The sequence below is a fragment of the Burkholderia sp. L-4 genome, from assembly GCF_056856535.1.
The window spans coordinates 2,029,231-2,048,742 of record NZ_JBXEOX010000002.1 but is presented as its reverse complement, the minus strand read 5'-3'; the positions used below and the strand labels follow the sequence as shown (position 1 = coordinate 2,048,742).

The window sequence follows — 19,512 nt, the reverse complement described above, 5'->3', positions numbered from 1 at the left end:
GCGACCTCGGGAAATCCATGACGCAAACGACGCGATTGTGAACGGGAATGAAAGCAGGCTGAAAGTGCCCCGCAATTAACATCCGCGTCACTCGAACAACACCACGCATAACTGGAGGAAGACATGTCGTTTGCACCGAAGCGCGTTGCCGCCGCACTGGCGATCGTCCTGGGCACTGCCGCCGGCGGCGCCGTCGCGCAGGTTCCGGCCGGGTATCCGGGTAATTACCAGGGCGTGATCGACGCCGCGAAGAAGGAAGGCAAGCTGATCGTCTACTCGACGACCGACACGGGCCTCGTGCGCCCGCTGATCAAGGACTTCGAAAGCCTGTACGGCGTGAAGGTCGAGTACAACGACATGAACAGCACCGAGCTGTACAACCGCTACATCAGCGAAAACGCGGCGAGCAGCACCAGCGCCGACGTGCTCTGGAGCTCCGCGATGGACCTGCAGGTCAAGCTCGTCAACGACGGCCTGATGGCGGCCTACGATTCGCCCGAAAGCCCGAACGTGCCGCAATGGGCGCAGTACCAGAAGCAGGCGTACGGCACGACCTTCGAGCCGCTCGCGATCGTCTACAACAAGCGCCTGATCCCCGAGAACGAAGTGCCGAAGACGCGCGCCGAGCTGATCAAGCTGCTCGCGTCGCAACCGGACAAGTTCAAGGGCAAGCTCACGACGTACGACGTCGAGAAATCCGGCGTCGGCTTCAACGCGCTGACGCAGGACGCGCACCTGAACGAGAAGGTCACGTGGGAACTCGTGAAGGCGATCGGCGCGACGGGCCCGAAGCTGCAGTCGAGCACCGGCGCGATGATGGAGCGCATCTCGTCGGGCGAGAACCTGATCGGCTACAACATCATCGGTTCGTATGCGTACGCGAAGGCGAAGAAGGACAAGTCCATCGGATACGTGTTTCCGAAGGACTACACGCAGATCGTGAGCCGCCTCGCCACCATCTCGAAGAAGGCGAAAAACCCGAACGCCGCCAAGCTGTGGGTGGACTACCTGCTGTCGAAACGCGGCCAGACCATGATCGCGAACCAGGCGAACCTGTACGCGATCCGCACGGACGTGACCGGCGAGACGTCGGCCGCGAGCCTCACGAAGGAACTCGGCGATTCGCTGAAGCCGATCCAGATCGGCACCGGCCTGCTCGTCTATCTGGACCAGTCGAAGCGGCTCGCGTTCCTGAAGCAATGGCAGCAGGCGATCAAGAGCTGATCCGCTGACCGGCTCCGGCCGACCCACGGCCGCCCGCCGCACGTCGCGCGGGCGGCCCTTCCCCTTACCGACTTCCTTGAGGCGGCCATCCGGATGGCCGCAGGGGCGAACTCATGCTTTCAACCAGCACCCGCGGCACGGCACCGGCCGCGCCACCCGCCGCCGGCCCGCGCGACGCGATTCCCGCGCTGCCGGTCAACAGCCTGCAGCCGCTCGCCGGCATGCTGCGCTGGATCGTCGTCGCGGTACTCACCATCGCGGTCGCACTGCCGCTCGGCTTCATCCTGTTCCAGAGCCTGCTGTCCGCGCCGTTCTTCGACGCGAACAAGACGCTCGGCATCGACGGCTTCCGTTTCGTCTTCAGCGATCCCGATTTCTGGTCGGCCGTGAAGAACTCGTTCATCATCGCCGGCGGGATGCTGTTCATCTCGATCCCGCTCGGCGGCATCCTCGCGTTCCTGATGGTGCGCACCGACCTGCCCGGCCGTCGCTGGCTCGAACCGCTGCTGCTCACGCCCGTGTTCGTGTCGCCGATGGTGCTCGCGTTCGGCTACGTGGTCGCGGCCGGACCGGTCGGCTTCTACTCGGTGTGGTTCAAGGAACTGTTCGGGGTACAGAACATCCCCTGGAACGTGTACTCGGTCTTCGCGATCACGGTGATCGTCGGCCTCACGCACGTGCCGCACGTGTACCTGTATTCGTCGGCCGCGTTGCGCAACCTCGGCTCGGACGTCGAGGAAGCCGCGCGCGTGGCGGGCGCCCGCCCGTTCCGCGTCGCGCTCGACGTGAGCCTGCCGATGACGATGCCCGCGCTGCTGTTCGCCGGCGCGCTCGTGTTCTTCCTCGGCTTCGAAGTGTTCGGGCTGCCGCTCGTGCTCGGCGATCCGGAAGGCCACCTGGTGCTCGCGACCTACCTGTACAAGCTGACCAACAAGCTCGGCGTGCCGTCGTATCACCTGATGGCCGCGGTCGCCGTGTGCATCGTCGCGATCACGTTCCCGCTCGTGCTGCTGCAGCGCCGCCTGCTGAAGACCGCGAACCGCTTCGTCACCGTGAAGGGCAAGGCCGGCCGGACGACGGTGCTGCCGCTCGGCGTGTGGCGCTGGGTCGCGCTCGCGATCGTCGTGCTGTGGCTGATGCTGACCGTGATCGTGCCGATCTCGGGCATCGTGCTGCGCGCATTCGTGACCAACTGGGGCGAAGGCGTCGCGCTCGCCGAAGTGCTGACGCTGTCGAACTTCATCGAGCTGTTCGAGCAGGACAACCTGGTGCGCGCGATCGTCAACACGCTCGGCATCGGCGTGATCGGCGGCGCGCTCGCGATCGGCTTCTACTCGCTCGTCGCGTTCGCCGGCCACCGCCGCCCCGACTGGGCGACCAAGCTGCTCGACTACCTCGTGCTGCTGCCGCGCGCGGTGCCGGGCCTGCTCGCCGGTCTCGCGTTCCTGTGGATCTTCCTGTTCGTGCCGGGCCTGCGCGAACTGAAGAACTCGATGTGGAGCATCTGGATCGCGTACACGGTCGTGTGGCTCGCGTACGGGATGCGCCTCATCCAGAGCGCGCTGCTGCAGGTCGGCCCGGAACTCGAGGAAGCCGGCCGCAGCGTCGGCGCGACGCGCAGCCGCGTGTCGCTCGACGTGACGCTGCCGCTCGTGCGCTTCGGCCTGCTCGCCGCGTGGCTGCTGATCTTCATGATCTTCGAGCGCGAATACTCGACGGCCGTCTACCTGCTGTCGCCCGGCACCGAAGTGATCGGCGCGCTGCTCGTGTCGCTGTGGGCGACCGGCGCCGTCGACCAGGTCGCCGCGCTTTCTGTCATCAACATCGCGATGGTCGGCGCCGGTCTCGGCGTGGCCCTGCGCTTCGGAGTGAAACTTCATGGATAAGCTCATCGTCGACGACCTGCACCTCAGCTACGGCGCCAATCCGATCCTCAAGGGCGTGTCGTTCGAACTGAAGGCCGGCGAAGTCGTGTGCCTGCTCGGCGCGTCGGGCAGCGGCAAGACCACGCTGCTGCGCGCGGTGGCCGGCCTCGAACAGCCGTCCGACGGCCGCATCCAGCTCGACGACCGCGTGTTCTTCGACGGCGCGAAACGCGTCGACCTGCCCGTCGAGCAGCGCTCGCTCGGCCTCGTGTTCCAGTCGTACGCGCTGTGGCCGCACCGCACCGTCGCCGACAACGTCGGCTACGGACTGAAGCTGCGCCGCGTCGCCCCGGCCGAACAGAAGCGCCGCGTGCAGACCGCGCTCGATCAGCTCGGCCTCGGCCATCTCGCGGAACGCTTTCCGCACCAGCTGTCGGGCGGCCAGCAGCAGCGCGTCGCGATCGCACGCGCGCTCGTCTACAACCCGCCGGTGATCCTGCTCGACGAGCCGCTGTCGAACCTCGACGCGAAGCTGCGCGAGGAAGCGCGTGCGTGGCTGCGCGAGCTGATCGTGTCGCTCGGGCTGTCGGCCCTGTGCGTGACGCACGACCAGACCGAGGCGATGGCGATGTCCGACCGCATCCTGCTGCTGCGCAACGGCCGCATCGAACAGGAAGGCACGCCGGCCGAGCTGTACGGCGCGCCGCGCTCGCTGTACACGGCCGAATTCATGGGCAGCAACAACCGGATCGATGCGCGCGTCGCCGCGATCGACGGCGAATGCGTGACGCTCGCCGGCGACGGCTGGGAACTGCGGGCGCTGGCCCGCGACACGCTCGCGCCGGGCCAGGACGCGCAGGCCGTGATCCGCCTCGAACGCGTGCAGGTCACCGACGGCCCGGGCGCGAACCGGCTGCAGGCCGACCTCGTCACGTCGATGTATCTCGGCGACCGCTGGGAATACCTGTTCCATTGCGGCGACATGCGCCTGCGCGCGTTCGGCCACGTGCCGCGCGCGGCCGGCAAGCACTGGATCGAATTCCCGACCAACGACTGCTGGGCGTTCGCGAAAGCGGGCTGACCCGGTCGCGGCGGCTCACGTGCCGCCGCGCATCCCGCCACGCATGGACTTCCCGTCCGGCGGACGCCTCCCGGTGTCCGCCGCGGGCGGATGCGCGCCTAACCGACTCACCCAACCCACAAGAACCAAGGAGACACCGTCAATGAAATCACGCGCAGAGCGTTCCCTTCGCGCCGCCGTCCTGACCGGATCGGCCGCCGTCGCCGGACTCGCGGCAGGCGCCGCGCACGCGCAGTCGTCGGTCACGATGTACGGGATCATGGATGCCGGCATCGAATACACGAACCATGCGGCGCCCGAAGGCGGCAGTTCGGTCAAGCTCAAGTCGGGCAACAAGAACACCTCGCGCTGGGGCTTGCGCGGCGTCGAGGATCTCGGCGGCGGGCTGAAGGCCGTGTTCCGACTCGAAAGCGGGATCGACCTCGCGAACGGCGCGCTCGACGACGGCCCCGACTCGATCTTCGCGCGCCGCGCGACGGTCGGCCTGAAGAGCAAATGGGGCGAACTGACGCTCGGCCGCAACTACACCGTCACCTACGACTACATGCTGCCGTTCGACCCGATGGGTTACGCGCAGAACTACTCGTGGGCCTCGGCGTCGACGGCAACGGGCGGCCGCAAGGACGGCATGTTCACGCGCTCGTCGAACGCGGTGCGCTACGACGGCGAATTCAGCGGCTTCAAGTTCGGCGCGTTGTACGGCTTCGGCAACGTGCCGGGCAGCGTGAAGACCAGCTCGAAATACGACTTCGCGGTCGGCTACGAGAAAGGCCCGTTCGCGGCGGTCGTCACGTTCGACCGGCAGAACGGCGCGGCCGACAGCGTCACGCCGGCCGATACGGTCAACTATATCCAGGGCGTCCATGCCGGCCTGAGCTACGACTTCGGCAACCTGAAGACGATGGCCGGCTACCGCAACTACAAACGCACGTTCCGCACCACGGCGGCGAACCAACTGAGCGACACGTACTGGCTCGGCGGGTCGTATCAGTTCACGCCGGCGTTCTCGCTGATCGCGGCCGTCTATCACCAGAACATCAAGGGCGGCAGCGATGCCGATCCGACGCTGGTGTCGATGCGCGCGAACTACGCGCTGTCGAAGCGCACGGTGCTGTACGCGGCCGGCGCGTTCGCGATCGCGAAACACGACCAGAAGGTTGGCGTGTCGCGCGATTTCGCGGGATACGGCACGACCCAGGTCGGCGTCACGGCGGGGATCCAGCAGCGGTTCTGACACCCGGGCCGGCGGGCGGCGGCAGTCGGTCGACCGCCGTTCAGCCAGGCCACGCGCGGCGGCATCGCGGCGAACCGCCGGCCGCCGCCGCCCAGCGTGCCCCTCGCGTCACGTCCGGCGCGCTGCGTTTCGATGCGCCGCTCACTCGCCGCGCATCGTGAACACCGGGCGCACGAGACTGTTCGTATCGCCCCAGTGTTCGCCCACGGCCGACAGCGGCACCGTGCGCGTGTCGATCGCGAGGCCGGCCGGCCCGGCCGCGTCGAACACACCGCGCACCGACGCCAGCAAGCGGGGCAGCGACACGCTGCCGATGCCGCTGCCCATCAGTTCGATCGCGGTCGCCCGCAGCACCGCGCCCGGCAGCAGCACGTCCGCGCCGCCGATCGAGCCGATCTGCACGAATCGCAGCCGGCGGCCGTCGGGCGTCGCCTTCGCGGCGGCAAGCAACAGCGTCTGCGCGCTGGCGCCCCACAGATAGTCGAGCACGACGTCCACACCTTCACGGAAATGCGGTTCGAGCGCGCGTGCCAGATGTGCGTCGTCCTGCTGCAGCGACACGACCGCATCCGCACCGGCGCTCGGCAACGCCTGCAGCGCGGCTGCGTTGCGGCCCGTCGCGATCACCTTCGCGGCGCCGAGATGCTTCGCGATCCGCACTGCCAGCCGCCCCGACGTACCCGTCGCACCGTTGACGAGTACCGTCTCGCCCGCGACGAGCCGCGCGCGCTCGGTCAGCGCCGCCCACGACGACATCCCGGGAATCGCGATCGCCGCCGCCGTGACGTCGTCGAGCGAATCGGGCAGCGGCACGCACCGCGTATCGGGCGCGATCGTGCGCTCGGCCATCGCGCCGAACGGGGCGGGCGCGCCGAAGAAGTAGACGCGCTGCCCGTCGTCGAGACGGCGGCCCACCCCGTCGACGCCGACGACGAACGGATAACGCCCGTCCGACGAGTAATGCGTGCCGGCCGCGCGCGCCTGCGCGAGCCGGCTCAGCGCGGACGCCGTCACGTCGATCAGGCTGTGGCCCGGCATCGCGCGCGGCGCATCGAATTCCATCTGAACGGGACGCTCGCCGGCGCCCGTCACGACTGCTGCTTTCATGGTGACTCCTTGAATCGGGGATCTCGATCGACGGTTCAGCTGCGCATCAGCGTGCGTCGAGCCACGCGCGCAGCGCGGGATCGCGCACTTCCAGCACGTCGAACAGGCCGAGCGCGCGCAGCGCCGGCAATGCGTCGATCGCGTCGGCCTCCGCGCGCGCCCTGTCGGCGGGCTCGGCGTGCGGGTCGGTCAACACGCGCGCGTTGACCAGGAACGCGCCGACGGTCCCCTTGCGGATCGTCGTTCCGCCGGTTTCGATCCGGTCGGCATGGTCGGGAAGCATCTGTTCGGCTCGCATCGCGTCGTACTCCGGTTGTCATCGATGGATGCAGTGTAGGCGTGCGAAGCCGGCCAATCTCCGGTATAACAGCCATTCGATACCGATATCCGGCCATGTCCGATCCGCTTCTGCCCGCCCGATTCGTCACGTCCGACGACGGCCCGTTCGTGGTCGCCGCCGTGCTGTCGCAACGCGACCCGCGCGTGACCGCGCCGCATTCGCATGCGCGCGGCCAGCTCGTCGGCGCGCTGAGCGGGCTGCTGACGATCGGCCTCGATGACCAGGCCTGGGTCGTGCCGGCCATTCACGCGATCTGGATTCCGCCGCATTGCCGGCATTCGTTGCGTTCGTTCGGGCCGATTTCCGGCTGGTCGGCGTTCGTCGCCGAAGCACGCTGCGCGGCACTGCCGGCCGCGCCGCGCGCGATCCGCACGACACCGCTGCTGCGTGAAGCCGTGCAGCGCGCGGCAAGCTGGGGCGATTCGGAACTGGATGCCGCGCAAACGCGCATCGCCGACGTGATCCTGGACGAAATCGCGTCGTCGGAGGTCGAGGCACTGGGACTGGTACGGCAGCGAGACGCGCGGCTGATGAAGATCACCGATGCGCTGGCCACGAATCTCGCGGACAACCGGCGGCTAGAGGAATGGGCCGCATGGGCCGGCATCAGTGCGCGAACGATGAGCCGCCGCTTCGTCGCCGAGACGGGGCTGACGTTCGCGCAGTGGCGTCAGCAGGCCAGGTTGCTGCGGGCGCTGGAGAGAATCGCCGATGACGTGCCGGTGACGACGATCGCGCTCGATCTCGGGTACGACAACGTGAGCGCGTTCATCGACATGTTCCGGCGGGCGTTGGGGACGACGCCTGGACGGTATATGGAGAACGGGGGGACATCGACAATCGACGTACGGTAACAACACGCGACCGGCTTGAAACGTCAAACGATTCGCGGAATCCGGTTCAATTCAGATGATCGTCCGGTAGGCGCGCTGCCCTTCGACAGCCGCCCGCATCTCGCGCTCGACGGGCAGATCGTAGCGGACATCGTGGTGTGGGGCATCGCGCGCTCCAAACTGGGGTTCTGGATGGCGTGATTTTTTCGCAATAAACGAAAAGTGATATCGCCCTCTATAAACGGTCTGTCCGTTTCGTTCAATACGTGCCGTCGCCCTTCTCCGCGGCCTTGCCCCCCTTCCCCTTGAACTGCGCCGCCAGCCGCTCCGCGCTCCTCGCGAGCAGCGTCGTATCGACCCCGACCGCGACGAACAGCGCGCCCGCGTCCACATAGCGTCGCGCGGCCGCCTCATCCGCGCTCAGAATGCCCGGCGCCTTGCCGGCCGCCTTGATCATCCGGATCGCGCCGTCGATCGCGGCCTGCACGACCGGGTGGCCCGGATTGCCGAGATGCCCGAGATCGGCGGCCAGGTCAGCCGGCCCGATGAACACGCCGTCGACGCCTTCGACCCGCGCGATCGCATCGATCGCATCGAGCCCCGCGCGTGTCTCGACCTGCACGAGCACGGCCATCTCGTCGTTCGCGCGATGCAGGTAGTCGCCCACACGATTCCACCGCGACGCGCGTGCCAGCGCACTGCCGACGCCGCGCATCCCGTGCGGCGGGTAACGCGTCGCGGCCACGGCCGCGCGCGCTTCGTCGGCGCTCTGCACCATCGGCACCAGCAGCGTCTGCGCCCCGAGATCGAGCACCTGCTTGACGATCACCGGATCGTTCCACGGCACGCGCACGACCGGATGCGACGGATACGGCGCGATCGCCTGCAACTGCGCGAGGATCGTCGGCACCGTGTTCGGCGCATGCTCGCCGTCGATCAGCAACCAGTCGAATCCCGCGCCCGCGACGACCTCGGCGCTGTACGGATTCGCGAGCCCGAGCCACAGCCCGATCTGCGCGTCGCCGCGCGCGAGCGCGGCCTTGAAGACATTCGACGGAATCTGCATCGTTCGCTACCTCACTCGAAATGGCACTGGATCGTCCCGAGCGGGCCGTAGTCGACGCTGAACGTATCGCCCGGCCGCGCCGCACACGGCCGCGTGAACGACCCGCCGAGCACGATCTGCCCGGGTTCCAGCGCGACGCCGAAACGCGACAGCCGGTTCGCGAGCCACGCGACGCCGTTCGCCGGATGGTTCAGCACGCCGGCCGCGACGCCCGTTTCCTCGACCACGCCGTTGCGCGACATGATCGCCGCGACCCAGCGCAGGTCGACGTCCTGCGGCCGCACCGGCCGGCCGCCGATCACGACGCCCGCGTTCGCGGCGTTGTCGGCGATCGTGTCGAACACCTTGCGCGGCCGTTTCGTATCGGGGTCGATGGACTGGCTGCGCGCGTCGATGATCTCGAGCGCGGGCACGACGTAATCGACCGCGTCGTACACGTCGAAGATCGTGCAGTTCGGGCCCGAGAGCCGCTTGCCGAGCACGAACGCGAGTTCGACCTCGACGCGCGGCACGATGAAGCGGCCGGTCGGGATCGTGCCGCCGTCGTCGAAGAACATGTCGTCGAGCAGCGCGCCGTAATCGGGCTCGTCGATCTGGGACGTGTTCTGCATCGCCTTCGACGTGAGGCCGATCTTGTGCCCCTTCAGCGTGCGGCCTTCCGCGAGCTTGAGGGTCACCCACGCGCGCTGGATCGCATACGCGTCGTCGATCGTGATGTCGGGATGGTCGAGCGAGATCTGGCGGATCTGCGTGCGCTCGCGCTCGGCGTCGTGCAGACGCCGCGCGAGCTGGTCGATGAGGGCGGGTTCGAGCATGGTCGGATCGGGAATGGGGTTCAGCCGGCCCGCTTGTAGCGGGCGTGGATGTTGTTGTGCTTGTACGAGCCGCTTTCGCTGAACTCGGTCAGTTCCATCGACAGCGCGAGGTAGCGTTTCGCGTACAGCTCGGCGAAATGCGCCTTGATCGCATCGAACAGCGCATCGCACGCGGCCTTCTTCTGCGCGTCGGTACGCCCCGAGCCGATCTTCAGCGTCACGTGGACGAAGGCGTCGTCCTCCGTGCCGTCGGCGACGCAGTAGTCCTGCAGTTCGAGCGCGCGCGAGCGGATGCCGCCGGTCGGGAACACGCCGCCCTGCGCGATCAGCGTCGCGTTGATCGTGCGCAGCAGCGCGGGAATGCGCGCGTCGTCGCGGATGTTCGCGGTGTATTCGACGACGATGTGTGGCATGGCAAATCTCCGTTCGGATTCGATTGCTTGGCAGGCGGCAGCGCTCAGGCGAGCGGAAAGATCGCGTTGATCTGCCCGGTGCCCGAACTCGCGAAATAGTCGGTGACGATCTCGACGGGCTTGTCGTAACGATCCCAGCCGAGCAGCCCGAGCAGCATCGCCGTGTCGTGCATCCCGCCTTCGCCGTGGCAATGGAGGTTGTACTCGGGCAGCATCGCGCAGAAGGTCTTGAAATCGCCCTGCTTCCACAGCTCGACCACGCGCAGGTCGACCTGGCGGAAGAATTCGCGGCTGATCTGGTGGATCGATTCCTCGGGGCTGCCGTTGTCGTTGAAGCGGTGCGACAACGAGCCGCTCGCGAGGAACGCGACGTTCGAATCGCTCTTCTCGATCGCCTCGAGCAGCGCCTCGCCGAAGCGGCGGCTTTCGTCGAGCTGATGCCACATGCACCAGCCGGCGATCGACACGACCTTGAAATGCTGGTCGCCGTTCATGTAGCGCATCGGCACGAGCGTGCCGTATTCGAGTTCCAGGCTGTCGATCTCGTGCGCGCGCGTCGCGATGCCGCGCCCGGTGGCCGTCTCGGCGATCAGCCGGCCAAGCGCCGGGTTGCCTGGATACGCATACGCCATGTCGCGGATGAAATGCGGCAGCTCGTTGCTCGTGTACGTGCCCGAGAACCGCGCGTTGCAGTTCACGTGATAGCCGGCATTGACGAGCCAGTGCACGTCCGACACGACGATCGTGTCGACGCCGAGCGCGCGGCAGCGCTCGCCGATCAGCTGGTGGCCGCGGATCGCCGCCTCGCGGCAACCGTGATGCCTGCCGGGCAGTTCCGACAGATACATCGACGGCACGTGCGTGATCTTCGCGGCGAGGGACAGTTTGCCCATCGTTCAGTCTCCGTTTGGTTCGTTATCGCGGCGAAACGACCGTCACACGCCCCAGCGCGGGATGTGGTGCGAACCCATCGAGATGCACACGTTCTTGATCTCCGCGAACACCTCGAAACTGTACTCGCCGCCCTCGCGCCCGGTGCCCGACTCCTTCACGCCGCCGAACGGCTGGCGCAGGTCGCGCACGTTCTGACTGTTCACGAACACCATCCCGGCCTCGATCCCGCGTGCGAGACGATGCACCTTGCCGACGTCCTGCGTCCAGATATACGACGCAAGGCCATACGCGGTGTCGTTCGCGAGCCGCAGCCCTTCGTCTTCGTCCTCGAACGGAATGATGCAGGCGACCGGCCCGAAGATCTCTTCCTTCGCGATACGCATCCGGTTGTCGACGTCGGCGAACACGGTCGGGCGCACGAAGTTGCCGTTGCGCAGATGCGCGGGCAGCCCGGCCGGCTTGTCCGCGCCGCCCGCGACCACGCGCGCGCCTTCCTGCTCGCCGATGCGAATGTAGCCCGTCACCTTCTCCCAGTGCTGGCGCGTGATCATCGCGCCGAGATTCGTGCCCGGATCGGCCGGGTCGCCGACCACCAGGTTGTTCGCGCGGCGCGCGAATTCCTGCACGAAGCGGTCGTAGATCGTGCGCTGCACGAAGATCCGCGAACCGGCGGTGCACCGTTCGCCGTTGATCGAGAAGATCGTGAACAGCGACGCGTCGAGCGCGCGGTCGAAATCGGCGTCGTCGAAGATCAGCACCGGCGACTTGCCGCCGAGCTCCATCGAATACTTCTTGAGGCCCGCGCGCTCCATGATCCGCTTGCCCGTCACGGTGCCGCCGGTAAACGACACCGCGCGCACGTCGGGATGGCGCACGAGCGCGTCGCCGGCCGTCGCGCCGTAGCCCTGCACGACGTTCAGCACGCCGGGCGGAATGCCGGCTTCGAGCGCGAGCCGGCCGAGCTGGTCGGCCGTCAGCGGCGACAGTTCCGACATCTTCAGCACGGCCGTATTGCCGAGCGCGAGGCACGGCGCCGTCTTCCACGTGGCCGTCATGAACGGCACGTTCCATGGCGACACCAGCGCGCACACGCCCACCGGCTGGTACAGCGTGTAGTTCAGCATCTGGTCGTCGACCGGATACGTGCGGCCGTTCATCTGCACGCACACTTCCGCGAAGAAATTGAAGTTCTCCGAGGCGCGCGGAATCAGCTGCTTGCTCGTCTGCGCGATCGGCAGGCCGGTGTCCTGCGTCTCCAGCGCCGCGAGCATCGGCACGTTCTTCTCGATCAGCTCGCCGAGCTTGCGCATCAGCTTCGCGCGCGCCTTCGCGGGCGTGTTCGCCCATTTCGGGAACGCCGCCTTCGCCGCGCGCACGGCCGCGTCGACCTCGGCCTCGCCGCCCGACGCGACGTCGGTGATGACGTCGCCCGTCGCGGGGTTCAGCGTCGTGAAGGTCTCGCGGCTCTCGACTTCGCGGCCGTCGATCCAGTGCTTGATGGTCATGTGCTCTCCTTGGGCGACGGGCTCAGCCGGCGCGATAGTAGTCTGCTTCGCCGACGATCGTGTTCACGAGCCGGCCAATCCCTTCGATCTCGGTCACGACCTCGTCGCCCGGCTGCGTGTCCGCCAGCCCCTCGGGCGTGCCGGTCAGGATCAGGTCGCCCGGCGCGAGCGTCATGAAGCCGCTGATGTGCTCGATCAGCGCCGGCACGTCGAAGATCATGTCGCGCGTGCTGCCGCGCTGCGTCTCGTGGCCGTTCACGGTCGTGCGCAGCATCAGGTCGCCCGCGTCGCCGATCTCGTCGCGGCTGACGAACCACGGCCCGAGCGGCGTGCAGGTATCGCGGTTCTTCACGCGCAGGTTCGGGCGATAGTAGTTCTCGAGATAGTCGCGGATCGCGTAGTCGTTCGCGACCGTGTAGCCGGCCACGTAGTCGACGGCCTGCGCACGGCTCACGTTGCGCGCGGGCCGGCCGATCACGACGGCCAGTTCGCACTCGTAGTGCATGTGCGTCGCATCCGCCGGGCGCACGGTGCGCGACCGGTGGCCGATGAACGTGTTCGGTCCCTTCAGGAAGATCAGCGGCTCGCTCGGCGCCTTGAACGCGAGTTCCTTCGCGTGGTCGGCGTAGTTGAGGCCGAGCGCGAACGTCGTGCGCGGCGCGACGGGCGGCAGCCACGCCACCGCCTCCTCGGCGACCACGCGCCCCGTATCGAGGCGGATCGTGCCGTCGCCGGCCGGTTCGGCCGCATGCAGTGCGCCGTTGTAGATCACGCGCGCCGTCTTCATCGTGCTTCCTCCGCAATCAGCGTATGCCGCAGCGTGCCGATCCCGGCGGCCGAAATCTCGATCGTGCTGCCCGCGCGGGCGCGCGGTGCGCCGCCCGCGACGCCGAGCAACAGCACGTCGCCCGCGTCGAACGACATGAACGCGGTCACATCGGCGATCAGTTCGCGCACCGGGCGGATCAGCGTGGCGGTCGACGCGGACACGGCCAGTTCGCCGTCGATCCGCACCGTCAGGCCGATCGCGTCGACGTCGCCGAGCGCGGCGGCCGGCACGATGGCCGGGCCCAGCGGGCAGAAGCCGTCACGGCACTTGAAGCGCACGGCCGGGCGGTAGTAATCGGGGTGCGGCACCGACACGTCGCTCGCGAGCGTGAAGCCGTGCACGTAGTCGAGCGCCTGCGCGGCCGGCACGCGCGTCGCGGGCCGGGCGAACACGACGGCCACCGACGCGCCGATTTCCAGCGCGTCGACGCCGGCCGGCACGACGACGGCGGCGCCGTCGCCCGCATGCGTGTTCGCGGGTTTGATGTACAGGATCGGCGCCTGCGGCGGGCGGCCGTAAGGCGGCGCGTTCACGGCGTCGCCGAGCGCGTCGAGCGCGACGCGCTCGTTGAGCAGTGCGCCATAGACGGTACCGATGGCGACCGGCAACGGCGGCGCCGCGGCGGTCGTGCAAGACAGCTCCATGCGTCATTCCCCTGCCGCGCGTCGCGGCGCATCGTCAATAGTTAATATCTTAAGTAAACAATCGAACGCTGGCAACCTCGATTACCCTGATACGCGAAATCCATCTCCTTCGGCTGTTAAGATTGATACGTCCCCGTCCTTTACCCACCCCGATGAACCGTACGCTCGACCATCGCAACCTGGCCATGCTGCTGCTCGAGGCCCGCGAAACGCTGATGGGTCTGTTTCGCCCCATTCTCAAGGAATTCGCGTTGACCGAACAGCAATGGCGGATCATCCGCGTGCTCGACGGCGAACCGGCGCAGGCGCTCGAGGCGGGACAGATCGCCAGGCGCTGCTGCATCCTGAGCCCGAGCCTCACCGGCGTGCTGGAACGGATGGAGCGCGACGGCCTGATCACGCGCACGCGCGCGCAGGAAGATCAGCGCCGGCTGCTGGTCAGCCTGACGCCGCAAAGCAGGAAACTGGTGACGGAGATCGGTCCGCGCATCGACGAGCAATACCGGCAGCTCGAGTCGCGCTTCGGCGAGGACGGCCTGGAAGACATCTACCGCGCGCTCGACCGGCTCATCGAACTCGGCGGCAACGCATAAGGAAAGCGCCCGCTCCCGCCGCGCGCGGGAACGGGTGCGGTGCGGCGCGGGCAGTCAGTGCAACGCGCCGCGCATCAACTCGGTCACGGCCACGCCGCGCGACGTGCGCATGCACTCCTCGACGTAATCGATGAACGGCAACGGCTCGAAATCGATTTCGTCGCGCACGCGGCGGTTGTCGAACACGCGATCGACCGTCGCGAATTCCCCGCAGCGCTGCAATGCACGGCCGATCACGCGTTCGAGTGCCGGATCGGCCCGCCCGAGCACGTCTCGCACCACGAGCGGCAGTTCCGCCGGCGCGCACGCGGCGTAGCGCGGCGCACCCGTCATCCCCGCCGCCTCGTCCATCGCCCGCACGATCTGCGCGACCTGCGGCGCCTCGTCGCCGGCCGACACGTGATAGACGTCGTGGGCGAGCGTCGGCTTCACGGCCAGCAGCATCGTCGCGCGCGCCACGTCGTCCACCGACACGATGTCGATGCGCGTCATCGGCCGCGCGGTGAAGCGACGCGCGGCATGCGCGAGGCGGAACATCCAGAACGAATTCGGCGCGGGCCGCGTGCCGAGCACCGTATGACCGACCACATGCGACGGCCGCACGACGACGAGCGGCAGCCCGAGCGCGCGCAGGCGCTGTTCGGTTTCGGCCTTCGCGTGCAGATAATCGGCCGCGAGCACCGCACCCGGCAGGCCTTCGTCGTCGTGCGCCGGGTCGTTCGCCGCAGCGCCCGCCGCCTGTTCCTGCACGATCCCGCCGCGGCCCGCGTGCGCATAGGCCGTGCCGACGTACACGAAACGCTGCAGGCGCGGCGCGCGCGCGAAGCGTTCGGCGAAATGCACCGCATCAGCGATGTCGGCCTGCAGATGCGCGCCGTCGGCCGGCGACGCATGGCCGGCGCAGTGAATCACGTGCGTCGCCCCGGCGAGGCGTGGCGCATCGGCGCCGTGCCACACGTCGCCGAGCGCGCCGACGATCACGTTCGCATCGGTCAGGCGCGACGCCCAGTACGGCGCAAGCCCCGCGCGCAGCGCCGCCTCGCGCAGCCGCGCGACGGCGTGGCCGCGATCCTGCGCGCGCACGACGCACACGATGCGTTCGAGCAGCCCTGCATTGACGAGCGCCGTCAGCACGGTACTGCCGATAAAGCCGGTTGCGCCGGTCAGCACCAGGCGCCCGACGTTCGCCGCCGCGACCGGTGCGCTGGCCGGCGACACGAGGCTCGTCCGCCAGTTGAGCGACAACGCGGTTTTCCAGATCAGCACGATAGTCTCCTTCGAAGAATCGGCCGGGCGGCGCGGTGCCCGCGGTTGCGGGCCGCGCACGGCTCACGGCCAGGCTGGGGCTGACGCGGCCCCGGCAGTCCCGATCGGGCGTGCGGCCTGCGATCGCGTCGATCGCTCTCTGGCACGAGATGGCGGCAGCCGCCGCGGACGGGCGTCCGCGGCACAGAATCGGGACCTTCCCAGTGTGGGGCCCGACCGAATGCAAGTCCGTCCCGAAAGTTTCGTGAAAGTGTGCCGATTTGTACGCGATTGTCGGAGTGTGTCGTGCCGGACCCGCCGTCGGCACGACGAAACGTCCGCCCGGTCGGTGTCCCGACTGCGCCGTGTCGCATCCGTCGGCACCGTTTCGGTGGCCGGTCGCGCGCGACAGATCGACGTGCCCCGCGCGCGGGTCATCCCATCTCCCGACCGCCTTCGACGCGCCTCTCGACACCGCGATCCCCGCTAACGCCCGTGATGGCAAGTGCCGCCGAAACGACCATGAATCGTCAGACGTCGTTCCATCTGAAACCGGAATGAACTCAATAAGGATTGTTTGAGGATTATCACTTGCGTTTCACACCAGTCTATCTAGACTGATCAAGTCAAAACGGTCAAATGCGTCAATTTTTCAGGAGACGATCACAATGCGCCTCACCATTCGGATTAATGGCAGCGAATCGGCAACCCGGCACGCTTTCGCGGTTCTATGGGTCGATACCGACGAGGGACTGTGGTCGCGCGAGGCACATCAGGGCATCGATCTCCCGGCCTGGGGCAAGGTCCGCGACGTCGAGGGCGCGATGGCGCTCTGCGCGGCCGATGGCGGCAACGCCGTGTGCCAGCTGAAGGGGCTGTCGTTCGGCGCGACGCAGCGCGAACAGGGCCCTGCCGTCCTCGCCGGCGACCACGCCGGTGCATGGCGGCTGCAGGCGGTCGATCGCTGCACGACCCAGCCGGAATACCGGGAATTCATTTCCGTTGCCCGATAGCATTCATCGAGGTAAATCGTCTGCGGTTTTCGGGTTTATTCCGGTATCAGTGATATTCATTTCGATATTCATGATTATCGACGCCCCCTTTCGGGGCGTTTCTCATTTTCGGGCATAAAGAAATAATCGAGGCCCGGGCAATTGATCGCGCTGCGTCGGCGGTCGCGCTCGACCGGCACCCGAATCCACCTCCCCGGATCGCCCCCTGCCGAGCATCCCCCCGTTACCTGCCGTGACGTCGGCCGCCCGCTTTCGTCGTGCTTTTTTGCCGCCTTCGTTTTTCATGTCCGGCCAAGTCGCCGTTTTGACGTTTTTTCACGGGGCCGGAACACACTTTCCCCACACGACGTTTACTCATTTATTACAATCGCATTATCCAGACTGATTTGCCGCCGACGGGCGGCCCGAACCGGCCATTGCATGAGCGTGAAAAAGAAGACCCACCCCGCCGATCCGTACGCGGCCGCGACCAAGAATCCGATGCTCGCGTCGCGCCTGCCGATGTGGCGCTCGAGGTTGATCGTGATCGTCGTGTTCCTCGCGTTCGCCGCGCTGATCGCGCGGGCCTTCTGGGTGCAGGTCGCGAACCAGGATTTCTATGTCGGACAGGGCCAGAAGCGCTACCAGCGCACGATCGAGCTCGACGCGATGCGCGGTCGCATCGTCGACCGCAACGGCGCGATGCTCGCGGTCAGCCTGTCGACCTATGAAATCTGGGCGAACCCGAAACAGGTCGCCGATACCGACTACCCGCAGATCGCCAAGCTGCTCGACATGCCGCTCGTCGAGGTGAAGCGGCGTCTGGGCAACGAGAAGACCTTCGTGCTGCTCAAGCGGCAAGTGGACGCCGATACCGCGGGCCGCCTCGACAAGCTCGCGATCGACGGCATCACGCAGATCGCCGATTCGAAGCGCTTCTATCCGGAAGGCGAATCGGCCGCGCACGTGGTCGGCTTCACGAACGTCGAGGACAAGGGCCAGGAAGGCGTCGAACTCGCGGCGAATGCACGCCTGCAAGGCACGTCGGGGCAACGCGAGGTGATCCGCGACCGGCTCGGTCGCATCGTGTCGGATACGCGCCCGCTCGTCCCCGCGCAGCACGGCGCGACGATCGAGCTGACGATCGATCGCCGCATCCAGCAGCTCGCGTACAGCCAGCTCAAGGCCGCCGTGATCGAGAACAACGCGGTGGCAGGCAGCGTCGTCGTGCTCGACGCGCAGAACGGCGAGATCCTCGCGCTCGCGAACTACCCGACCTTCGACCCGAACGATCGTGCCCGCCTGACCGGCCAGCAGTTGCGCAACCGCGCGGTGATCGACACGTTCGAACCGGGCTCGACGATCAAGCCGCTCGTCGTCGCGCTGTCGATCGACGAACGCAAGGTCACGCCGAACACGATCATCAACACGTCGCCCGGCACCTACAAGATCGGCCCGGCCGTGATTCACGACACGTCGAACCACGGGTCGCTGACGGTTTCGCAGGCGCTGCAGAAGTCGAGCAACGTCGCGCTCGCGAAGCTCGCGCTGAACCTGCCCGCCGAAACGATCTGGAACAAGTACCAGGAGTACGGGATCGGCCGCGCGCCGGAACTGACGTTTCCGGGCGTGGCGTCGGGCCGGCTGCGCGGCTACAAACGCTGGCGGCCGATCGAGCAGGCGACGATGGCTTACGGCTACGGCCTGTCGATGTCGCTGCTGCAGATCGCGCAGACCTACACGGCTTATGCGGGCGACGGCACGCTGCACCCGGTGTCGCTGCTGAAGAACGGCACCGATCAGCAGACGATCGACGCGCATCGCGGCCACCGCGTGACGTCGCCGCAAACGGCCGCGTCAATCCGCTCGATGCTCGAGATGGCGGTCGGCGAAGGCGGTACGGGGCGCCGCGCGCGCGTCGAGGGCTACCGGATCGGCGGCAAGACCGGTACCGCGCGCAAGCAGGTCGGCGCGACCTATGCAAAGGGCAAGTACCGCGCGCTGTTCGCGGGGATGGCGCCGATGAGCAACCCGCGCCTGATCGTCGCCGTGATGATCGACGAGCCGCGCGGCAAGGGCTACTACGGCGGCACGGTGGCCGGCCCGGTGTTCGCGTCGGTCACGAGCGGCTCGCTGCAATTGCTCGGCGTACCGCCCGATGCGCCGGTCGAGCCCGAGAAGAATGCGCCGGCAAAAGCGGCTGCGCCGCAGAAGACGGTAGGCGCGCCGAAGGCCTCGCCGGCCCGGACGGCTGCCGCGCGGAAACCATCCGCGCCGCTCGAGACGGCCGCACGATCCGGCACGGCCGCGCCGGCGAAGGCTGCCGCAGGCTGACGATGCCGTCCGGGCGATGCCGGATGCGCGTCGCCCCTCCCCGCTTTCATCCCACGTTCCAGGAACGCCCCGCATCATTTGAGGGTTCCCGCCGCGTCCTCCTGCAATATTTGCGCGCCGCAGGCGGCCTTGCCGGTGCGCCCGACTACAACATCCGGCCTACAGCGCGGCCAAGGCCGGGCTGATCAGCGACACGAAATCGCTGGCGATCGAATAGGGCCGCGACGGCGCGCGCGCGAACATCGTGCTGCCCGGCACGGTGAAGACACCCGCGTCGGAAGCGCGCGTGCGGCGCAATCCGCAGGTGTTCGAGCAATCGAGAAAGGGGTATCCGCCCGACGATTTCGCGACGCCCGACGACGTCGCGCAGGCCGCGCCGTTCCTGAGTTCGCCGGCCGCTCGGATCATCACCGGCGTCGCGCTGCCGGTGGGCGGCGGCCTGCTGGCCGGCAATCGCGTGGTGATGGCGCGGGAACCGGCGCTCGAGACGTTCTACCG

The 19,512-nt window shown here is 67.7% G+C and carries 19 protein-coding genes and 1 pseudogene; 10 read left to right on the top strand and 10 right to left on the bottom strand.

Features of this window, described 5'->3' with window-relative positions; translation table 11 throughout:
• Positions 1-123 precede the first annotated feature (123 nt).
• The 4 genes from AC1VVG_RS26000 to AC1VVG_RS25985 all read left to right on the top strand — a co-directional run bounded on the left by AC1VVG_RS26000 (position 124) and on the right by AC1VVG_RS25985 (position 5,404).
• Positions 124-1,224, top strand: coding sequence for an ABC transporter substrate-binding protein (locus tag AC1VVG_RS26000; RefSeq protein WP_034191529.1), 1,101 nt, complete (start codon positions 124-126; stop codon positions 1,222-1,224).
• 113 nt (positions 1,225-1,337) lie between these two features.
• Positions 1,338-3,110, top strand: coding sequence for an ABC transporter permease (locus tag AC1VVG_RS25995; RefSeq protein ID WP_482836653.1), 1,773 nt, complete (start codon positions 1,338-1,340; stop codon positions 3,108-3,110).
• Complete coding sequence (locus AC1VVG_RS25990; RefSeq protein WP_034191531.1) at positions 3,103-4,170, top strand: ABC transporter ATP-binding protein; 1,068 nt, start codon at positions 3,103-3,105, stop codon at positions 4,168-4,170. The genes AC1VVG_RS25995 and AC1VVG_RS25990 overlap by 8 nt, the downstream gene beginning before the upstream one ends.
• A 142-nt stretch (positions 4,171-4,312) precedes the next feature.
• A complete protein-coding gene (locus tag AC1VVG_RS25985; RefSeq protein WP_034191532.1) occupies positions 4,313-5,404 on the top strand; it encodes a porin in 1,092 nt (363 codons plus the stop codon).
• Between the two features lie 141 nt (positions 5,405-5,545).
• Here AC1VVG_RS25985 and AC1VVG_RS25980 read toward each other — a convergent pair whose 3' ends face one another.
• Positions 5,546-6,511: a quinone oxidoreductase family protein gene (locus AC1VVG_RS25980; protein ID WP_034191533.1), complete on the bottom strand. Its 966-nt coding sequence runs from the start codon at positions 6,509-6,511 to the stop codon at positions 5,546-5,548.
• Between the two features lie 46 nt (positions 6,512-6,557).
• On the bottom strand, positions 6,558-6,809 hold the full coding sequence (locus AC1VVG_RS25975; RefSeq protein ID WP_034191534.1) for a hypothetical protein: 252 nt from the start codon (positions 6,807-6,809) through the stop codon (positions 6,558-6,560).
• A 95-nt stretch (positions 6,810-6,904) separates the two neighbouring features.
• Between AC1VVG_RS25975 and AC1VVG_RS25970 the strand changes: the two genes are divergently transcribed.
• A complete protein-coding gene (locus AC1VVG_RS25970) occupies positions 6,905-7,705 on the top strand; it encodes an AraC family transcriptional regulator (RefSeq protein WP_482836651.1) in 801 nt (266 codons plus the stop codon).
• Positions 7,706-7,720: 15 nt separating this feature from the next.
• Positions 7,721-7,885: a hypothetical protein gene (locus tag AC1VVG_RS25965; RefSeq protein ID WP_200089291.1), complete on the top strand. Its 165-nt coding sequence runs from the start codon at positions 7,721-7,723 to the stop codon at positions 7,883-7,885.
• A gap of 58 nt (positions 7,886-7,943) precedes the next feature.
• Here the strand turns inward: AC1VVG_RS25965 and hpaI are convergent, their stop codons facing one another.
• Genes hpaI through AC1VVG_RS25930 form a run of 7 tightly spaced genes read right to left on the bottom strand, consistent with a single transcriptional unit; the run spans position 7,944 to position 13,850 of the window.
• Positions 7,944-8,750: a 4-hydroxy-2-oxoheptanedioate aldolase gene (hpaI, locus tag AC1VVG_RS25960; RefSeq protein ID WP_482836650.1), complete on the bottom strand. Its 807-nt coding sequence runs from the start codon at positions 8,748-8,750 to the stop codon at positions 7,944-7,946.
• Positions 8,751-8,761: 11 nt separating this feature from the next.
• Positions 8,762-9,565, bottom strand: a complete 804-nt coding sequence (gene hpaH, locus AC1VVG_RS25955) for a 2-oxo-hept-4-ene-1,7-dioate hydratase (protein WP_049036266.1) — start codon at positions 9,563-9,565, stop codon at positions 8,762-8,764.
• A 20-nt stretch (positions 9,566-9,585) separates the two neighbouring features.
• Complete coding sequence (locus tag AC1VVG_RS25950; RefSeq protein WP_034191538.1) at positions 9,586-9,978, bottom strand: 5-carboxymethyl-2-hydroxymuconate Delta-isomerase; 393 nt, start codon at positions 9,976-9,978, stop codon at positions 9,586-9,588.
• Positions 9,979-10,022: 44 nt separating this feature from the next.
• Positions 10,023-10,871, bottom strand: coding sequence for a 3,4-dihydroxyphenylacetate 2,3-dioxygenase (hpaD, locus tag AC1VVG_RS25945; RefSeq protein ID WP_482836648.1), 849 nt, complete (start codon positions 10,869-10,871; stop codon positions 10,023-10,025).
• Between the two features lie 42 nt (positions 10,872-10,913).
• Positions 10,914-12,377, bottom strand: a complete 1,464-nt coding sequence (gene hpaE, locus AC1VVG_RS25940) for a 5-carboxymethyl-2-hydroxymuconate semialdehyde dehydrogenase (RefSeq protein WP_482836646.1) — start codon at positions 12,375-12,377, stop codon at positions 10,914-10,916.
• A gap of 22 nt (positions 12,378-12,399) precedes the next feature.
• Complete coding sequence (locus AC1VVG_RS25935; protein ID WP_034191541.1) at positions 12,400-13,164, bottom strand: fumarylacetoacetate hydrolase family protein; 765 nt, start codon at positions 13,162-13,164, stop codon at positions 12,400-12,402.
• Entirely contained in the window at positions 13,161-13,850 is a 690-nt protein-coding gene (locus AC1VVG_RS25930) for a fumarylacetoacetate hydrolase family protein (protein ID WP_482836644.1), read from the bottom strand. Before AC1VVG_RS25930 ends, AC1VVG_RS25935 begins: the two co-directional genes overlap by 4 nt.
• Positions 13,851-14,002: 152 nt before the next feature.
• Here AC1VVG_RS25930 and hpaR point away from each other — a divergent pair, with 152 nt between their 5' ends.
• Positions 14,003-14,443 carry a homoprotocatechuate degradation operon regulator HpaR gene (gene hpaR, locus AC1VVG_RS25925; RefSeq protein ID WP_034191543.1) on the top strand — a complete coding sequence of 147 codons (441 nt, stop codon included), beginning with the start codon at positions 14,003-14,005 and terminating at the stop codon, positions 14,441-14,443.
• Positions 14,444-14,497: 54 nt separating this feature from the next.
• Here the strand turns inward: hpaR and AC1VVG_RS25920 are convergent, their stop codons facing one another.
• Entirely contained in the window at positions 14,498-15,709 is a 1,212-nt protein-coding gene (locus AC1VVG_RS25920) for an SDR family oxidoreductase (RefSeq protein ID WP_059556453.1), read from the bottom strand.
• 647 nt (positions 15,710-16,356) lie between these two features.
• Between AC1VVG_RS25920 and AC1VVG_RS25915 the strand changes: the two genes are divergently transcribed.
• From AC1VVG_RS25915 to AC1VVG_RS25905, 3 genes and pseudogenes are all read left to right on the top strand, one after another.
• Positions 16,357-16,701, top strand: coding sequence for a DUF3564 family protein (locus AC1VVG_RS25915; protein WP_034191545.1), 345 nt, complete (start codon positions 16,357-16,359; stop codon positions 16,699-16,701).
• Between the two features lie 420 nt (positions 16,702-17,121).
• Positions 17,122-19,014 carry a peptidoglycan D,D-transpeptidase FtsI family protein gene (locus tag AC1VVG_RS25910; RefSeq protein WP_482836642.1) on the top strand — a complete coding sequence of 631 codons (1,893 nt, stop codon included), beginning with the start codon at positions 17,122-17,124 and terminating at the stop codon, positions 19,012-19,014.
• Between the two features lie 139 nt (positions 19,015-19,153).
• Positions 19,154-19,510, top strand: a pseudogene (locus AC1VVG_RS25905) (SDR family oxidoreductase); the annotation flags it as partial.
• Positions 19,511-19,512: the final 2 nt, after the last annotated feature.

Bases quoted from the DNA above. Each gene is read 5' to 3' on its own strand.
- AC1VVG_RS26000 (WP_034191529.1), top strand. From the start codon at position 124: ATGTCGTTTGCACCGAAGCGCGTTGCCGCCGCACTGGCGATCGTCCTG.
- AC1VVG_RS25995 (WP_482836653.1), top strand. From the start codon at position 1,338: ATGCTTTCAACCAGCACCCGCGGCACGGCACCGGCCGCGCCACCCGCC.
- AC1VVG_RS25990 (WP_034191531.1), top strand. From the start codon at position 3,103: ATGGATAAGCTCATCGTCGACGACCTGCACCTCAGCTACGGCGCCAAT.
- AC1VVG_RS25985 (WP_034191532.1), top strand. From the start codon at position 4,313: ATGAAATCACGCGCAGAGCGTTCCCTTCGCGCCGCCGTCCTGACCGGA.
- AC1VVG_RS25980 (WP_034191533.1), bottom strand. From the start codon at position 6,511: ATGAAAGCAGCAGTCGTGACGGGCGCCGGCGAGCGTCCCGTTCAGATG.
- AC1VVG_RS25975 (WP_034191534.1), bottom strand. From the start codon at position 6,809: ATGCGAGCCGAACAGATGCTTCCCGACCATGCCGACCGGATCGAAACC.
- AC1VVG_RS25970 (WP_482836651.1), top strand. From the start codon at position 6,905: ATGTCCGATCCGCTTCTGCCCGCCCGATTCGTCACGTCCGACGACGGC.
- hpaI (WP_482836650.1), bottom strand. From the start codon at position 8,750: ATGCAGATTCCGTCGAATGTCTTCAAGGCCGCGCTCGCGCGCGGCGAC.
- hpaH (WP_049036266.1), bottom strand. From the start codon at position 9,565: ATGCTCGAACCCGCCCTCATCGACCAGCTCGCGCGGCGTCTGCACGAC.
- AC1VVG_RS25950 (WP_034191538.1), bottom strand. From the start codon at position 9,978: ATGCCACACATCGTCGTCGAATACACCGCGAACATCCGCGACGACGCG.
- hpaD (WP_482836648.1), bottom strand. From the start codon at position 10,871: ATGGGCAAACTGTCCCTCGCCGCGAAGATCACGCACGTGCCGTCGATG.
- hpaE (WP_482836646.1), bottom strand. From the start codon at position 12,377: ATGACCATCAAGCACTGGATCGACGGCCGCGAAGTCGAGAGCCGCGAG.
- AC1VVG_RS25935 (WP_034191541.1), bottom strand. From the start codon at position 13,164: ATGAAGACGGCGCGCGTGATCTACAACGGCGCACTGCATGCGGCCGAA.
- AC1VVG_RS25930 (WP_482836644.1), bottom strand. From the start codon at position 13,850: ATGGAGCTGTCTTGCACGACCGCCGCGGCGCCGCCGTTGCCGGTCGCC.
- hpaR (WP_034191543.1), top strand. From the start codon at position 14,003: ATGAACCGTACGCTCGACCATCGCAACCTGGCCATGCTGCTGCTCGAG.
- AC1VVG_RS25915 (WP_034191545.1), top strand. From the start codon at position 16,357: ATGCGCCTCACCATTCGGATTAATGGCAGCGAATCGGCAACCCGGCAC.
- AC1VVG_RS25910 (WP_482836642.1), top strand. From the start codon at position 17,122: ATGAGCGTGAAAAAGAAGACCCACCCCGCCGATCCGTACGCGGCCGCG.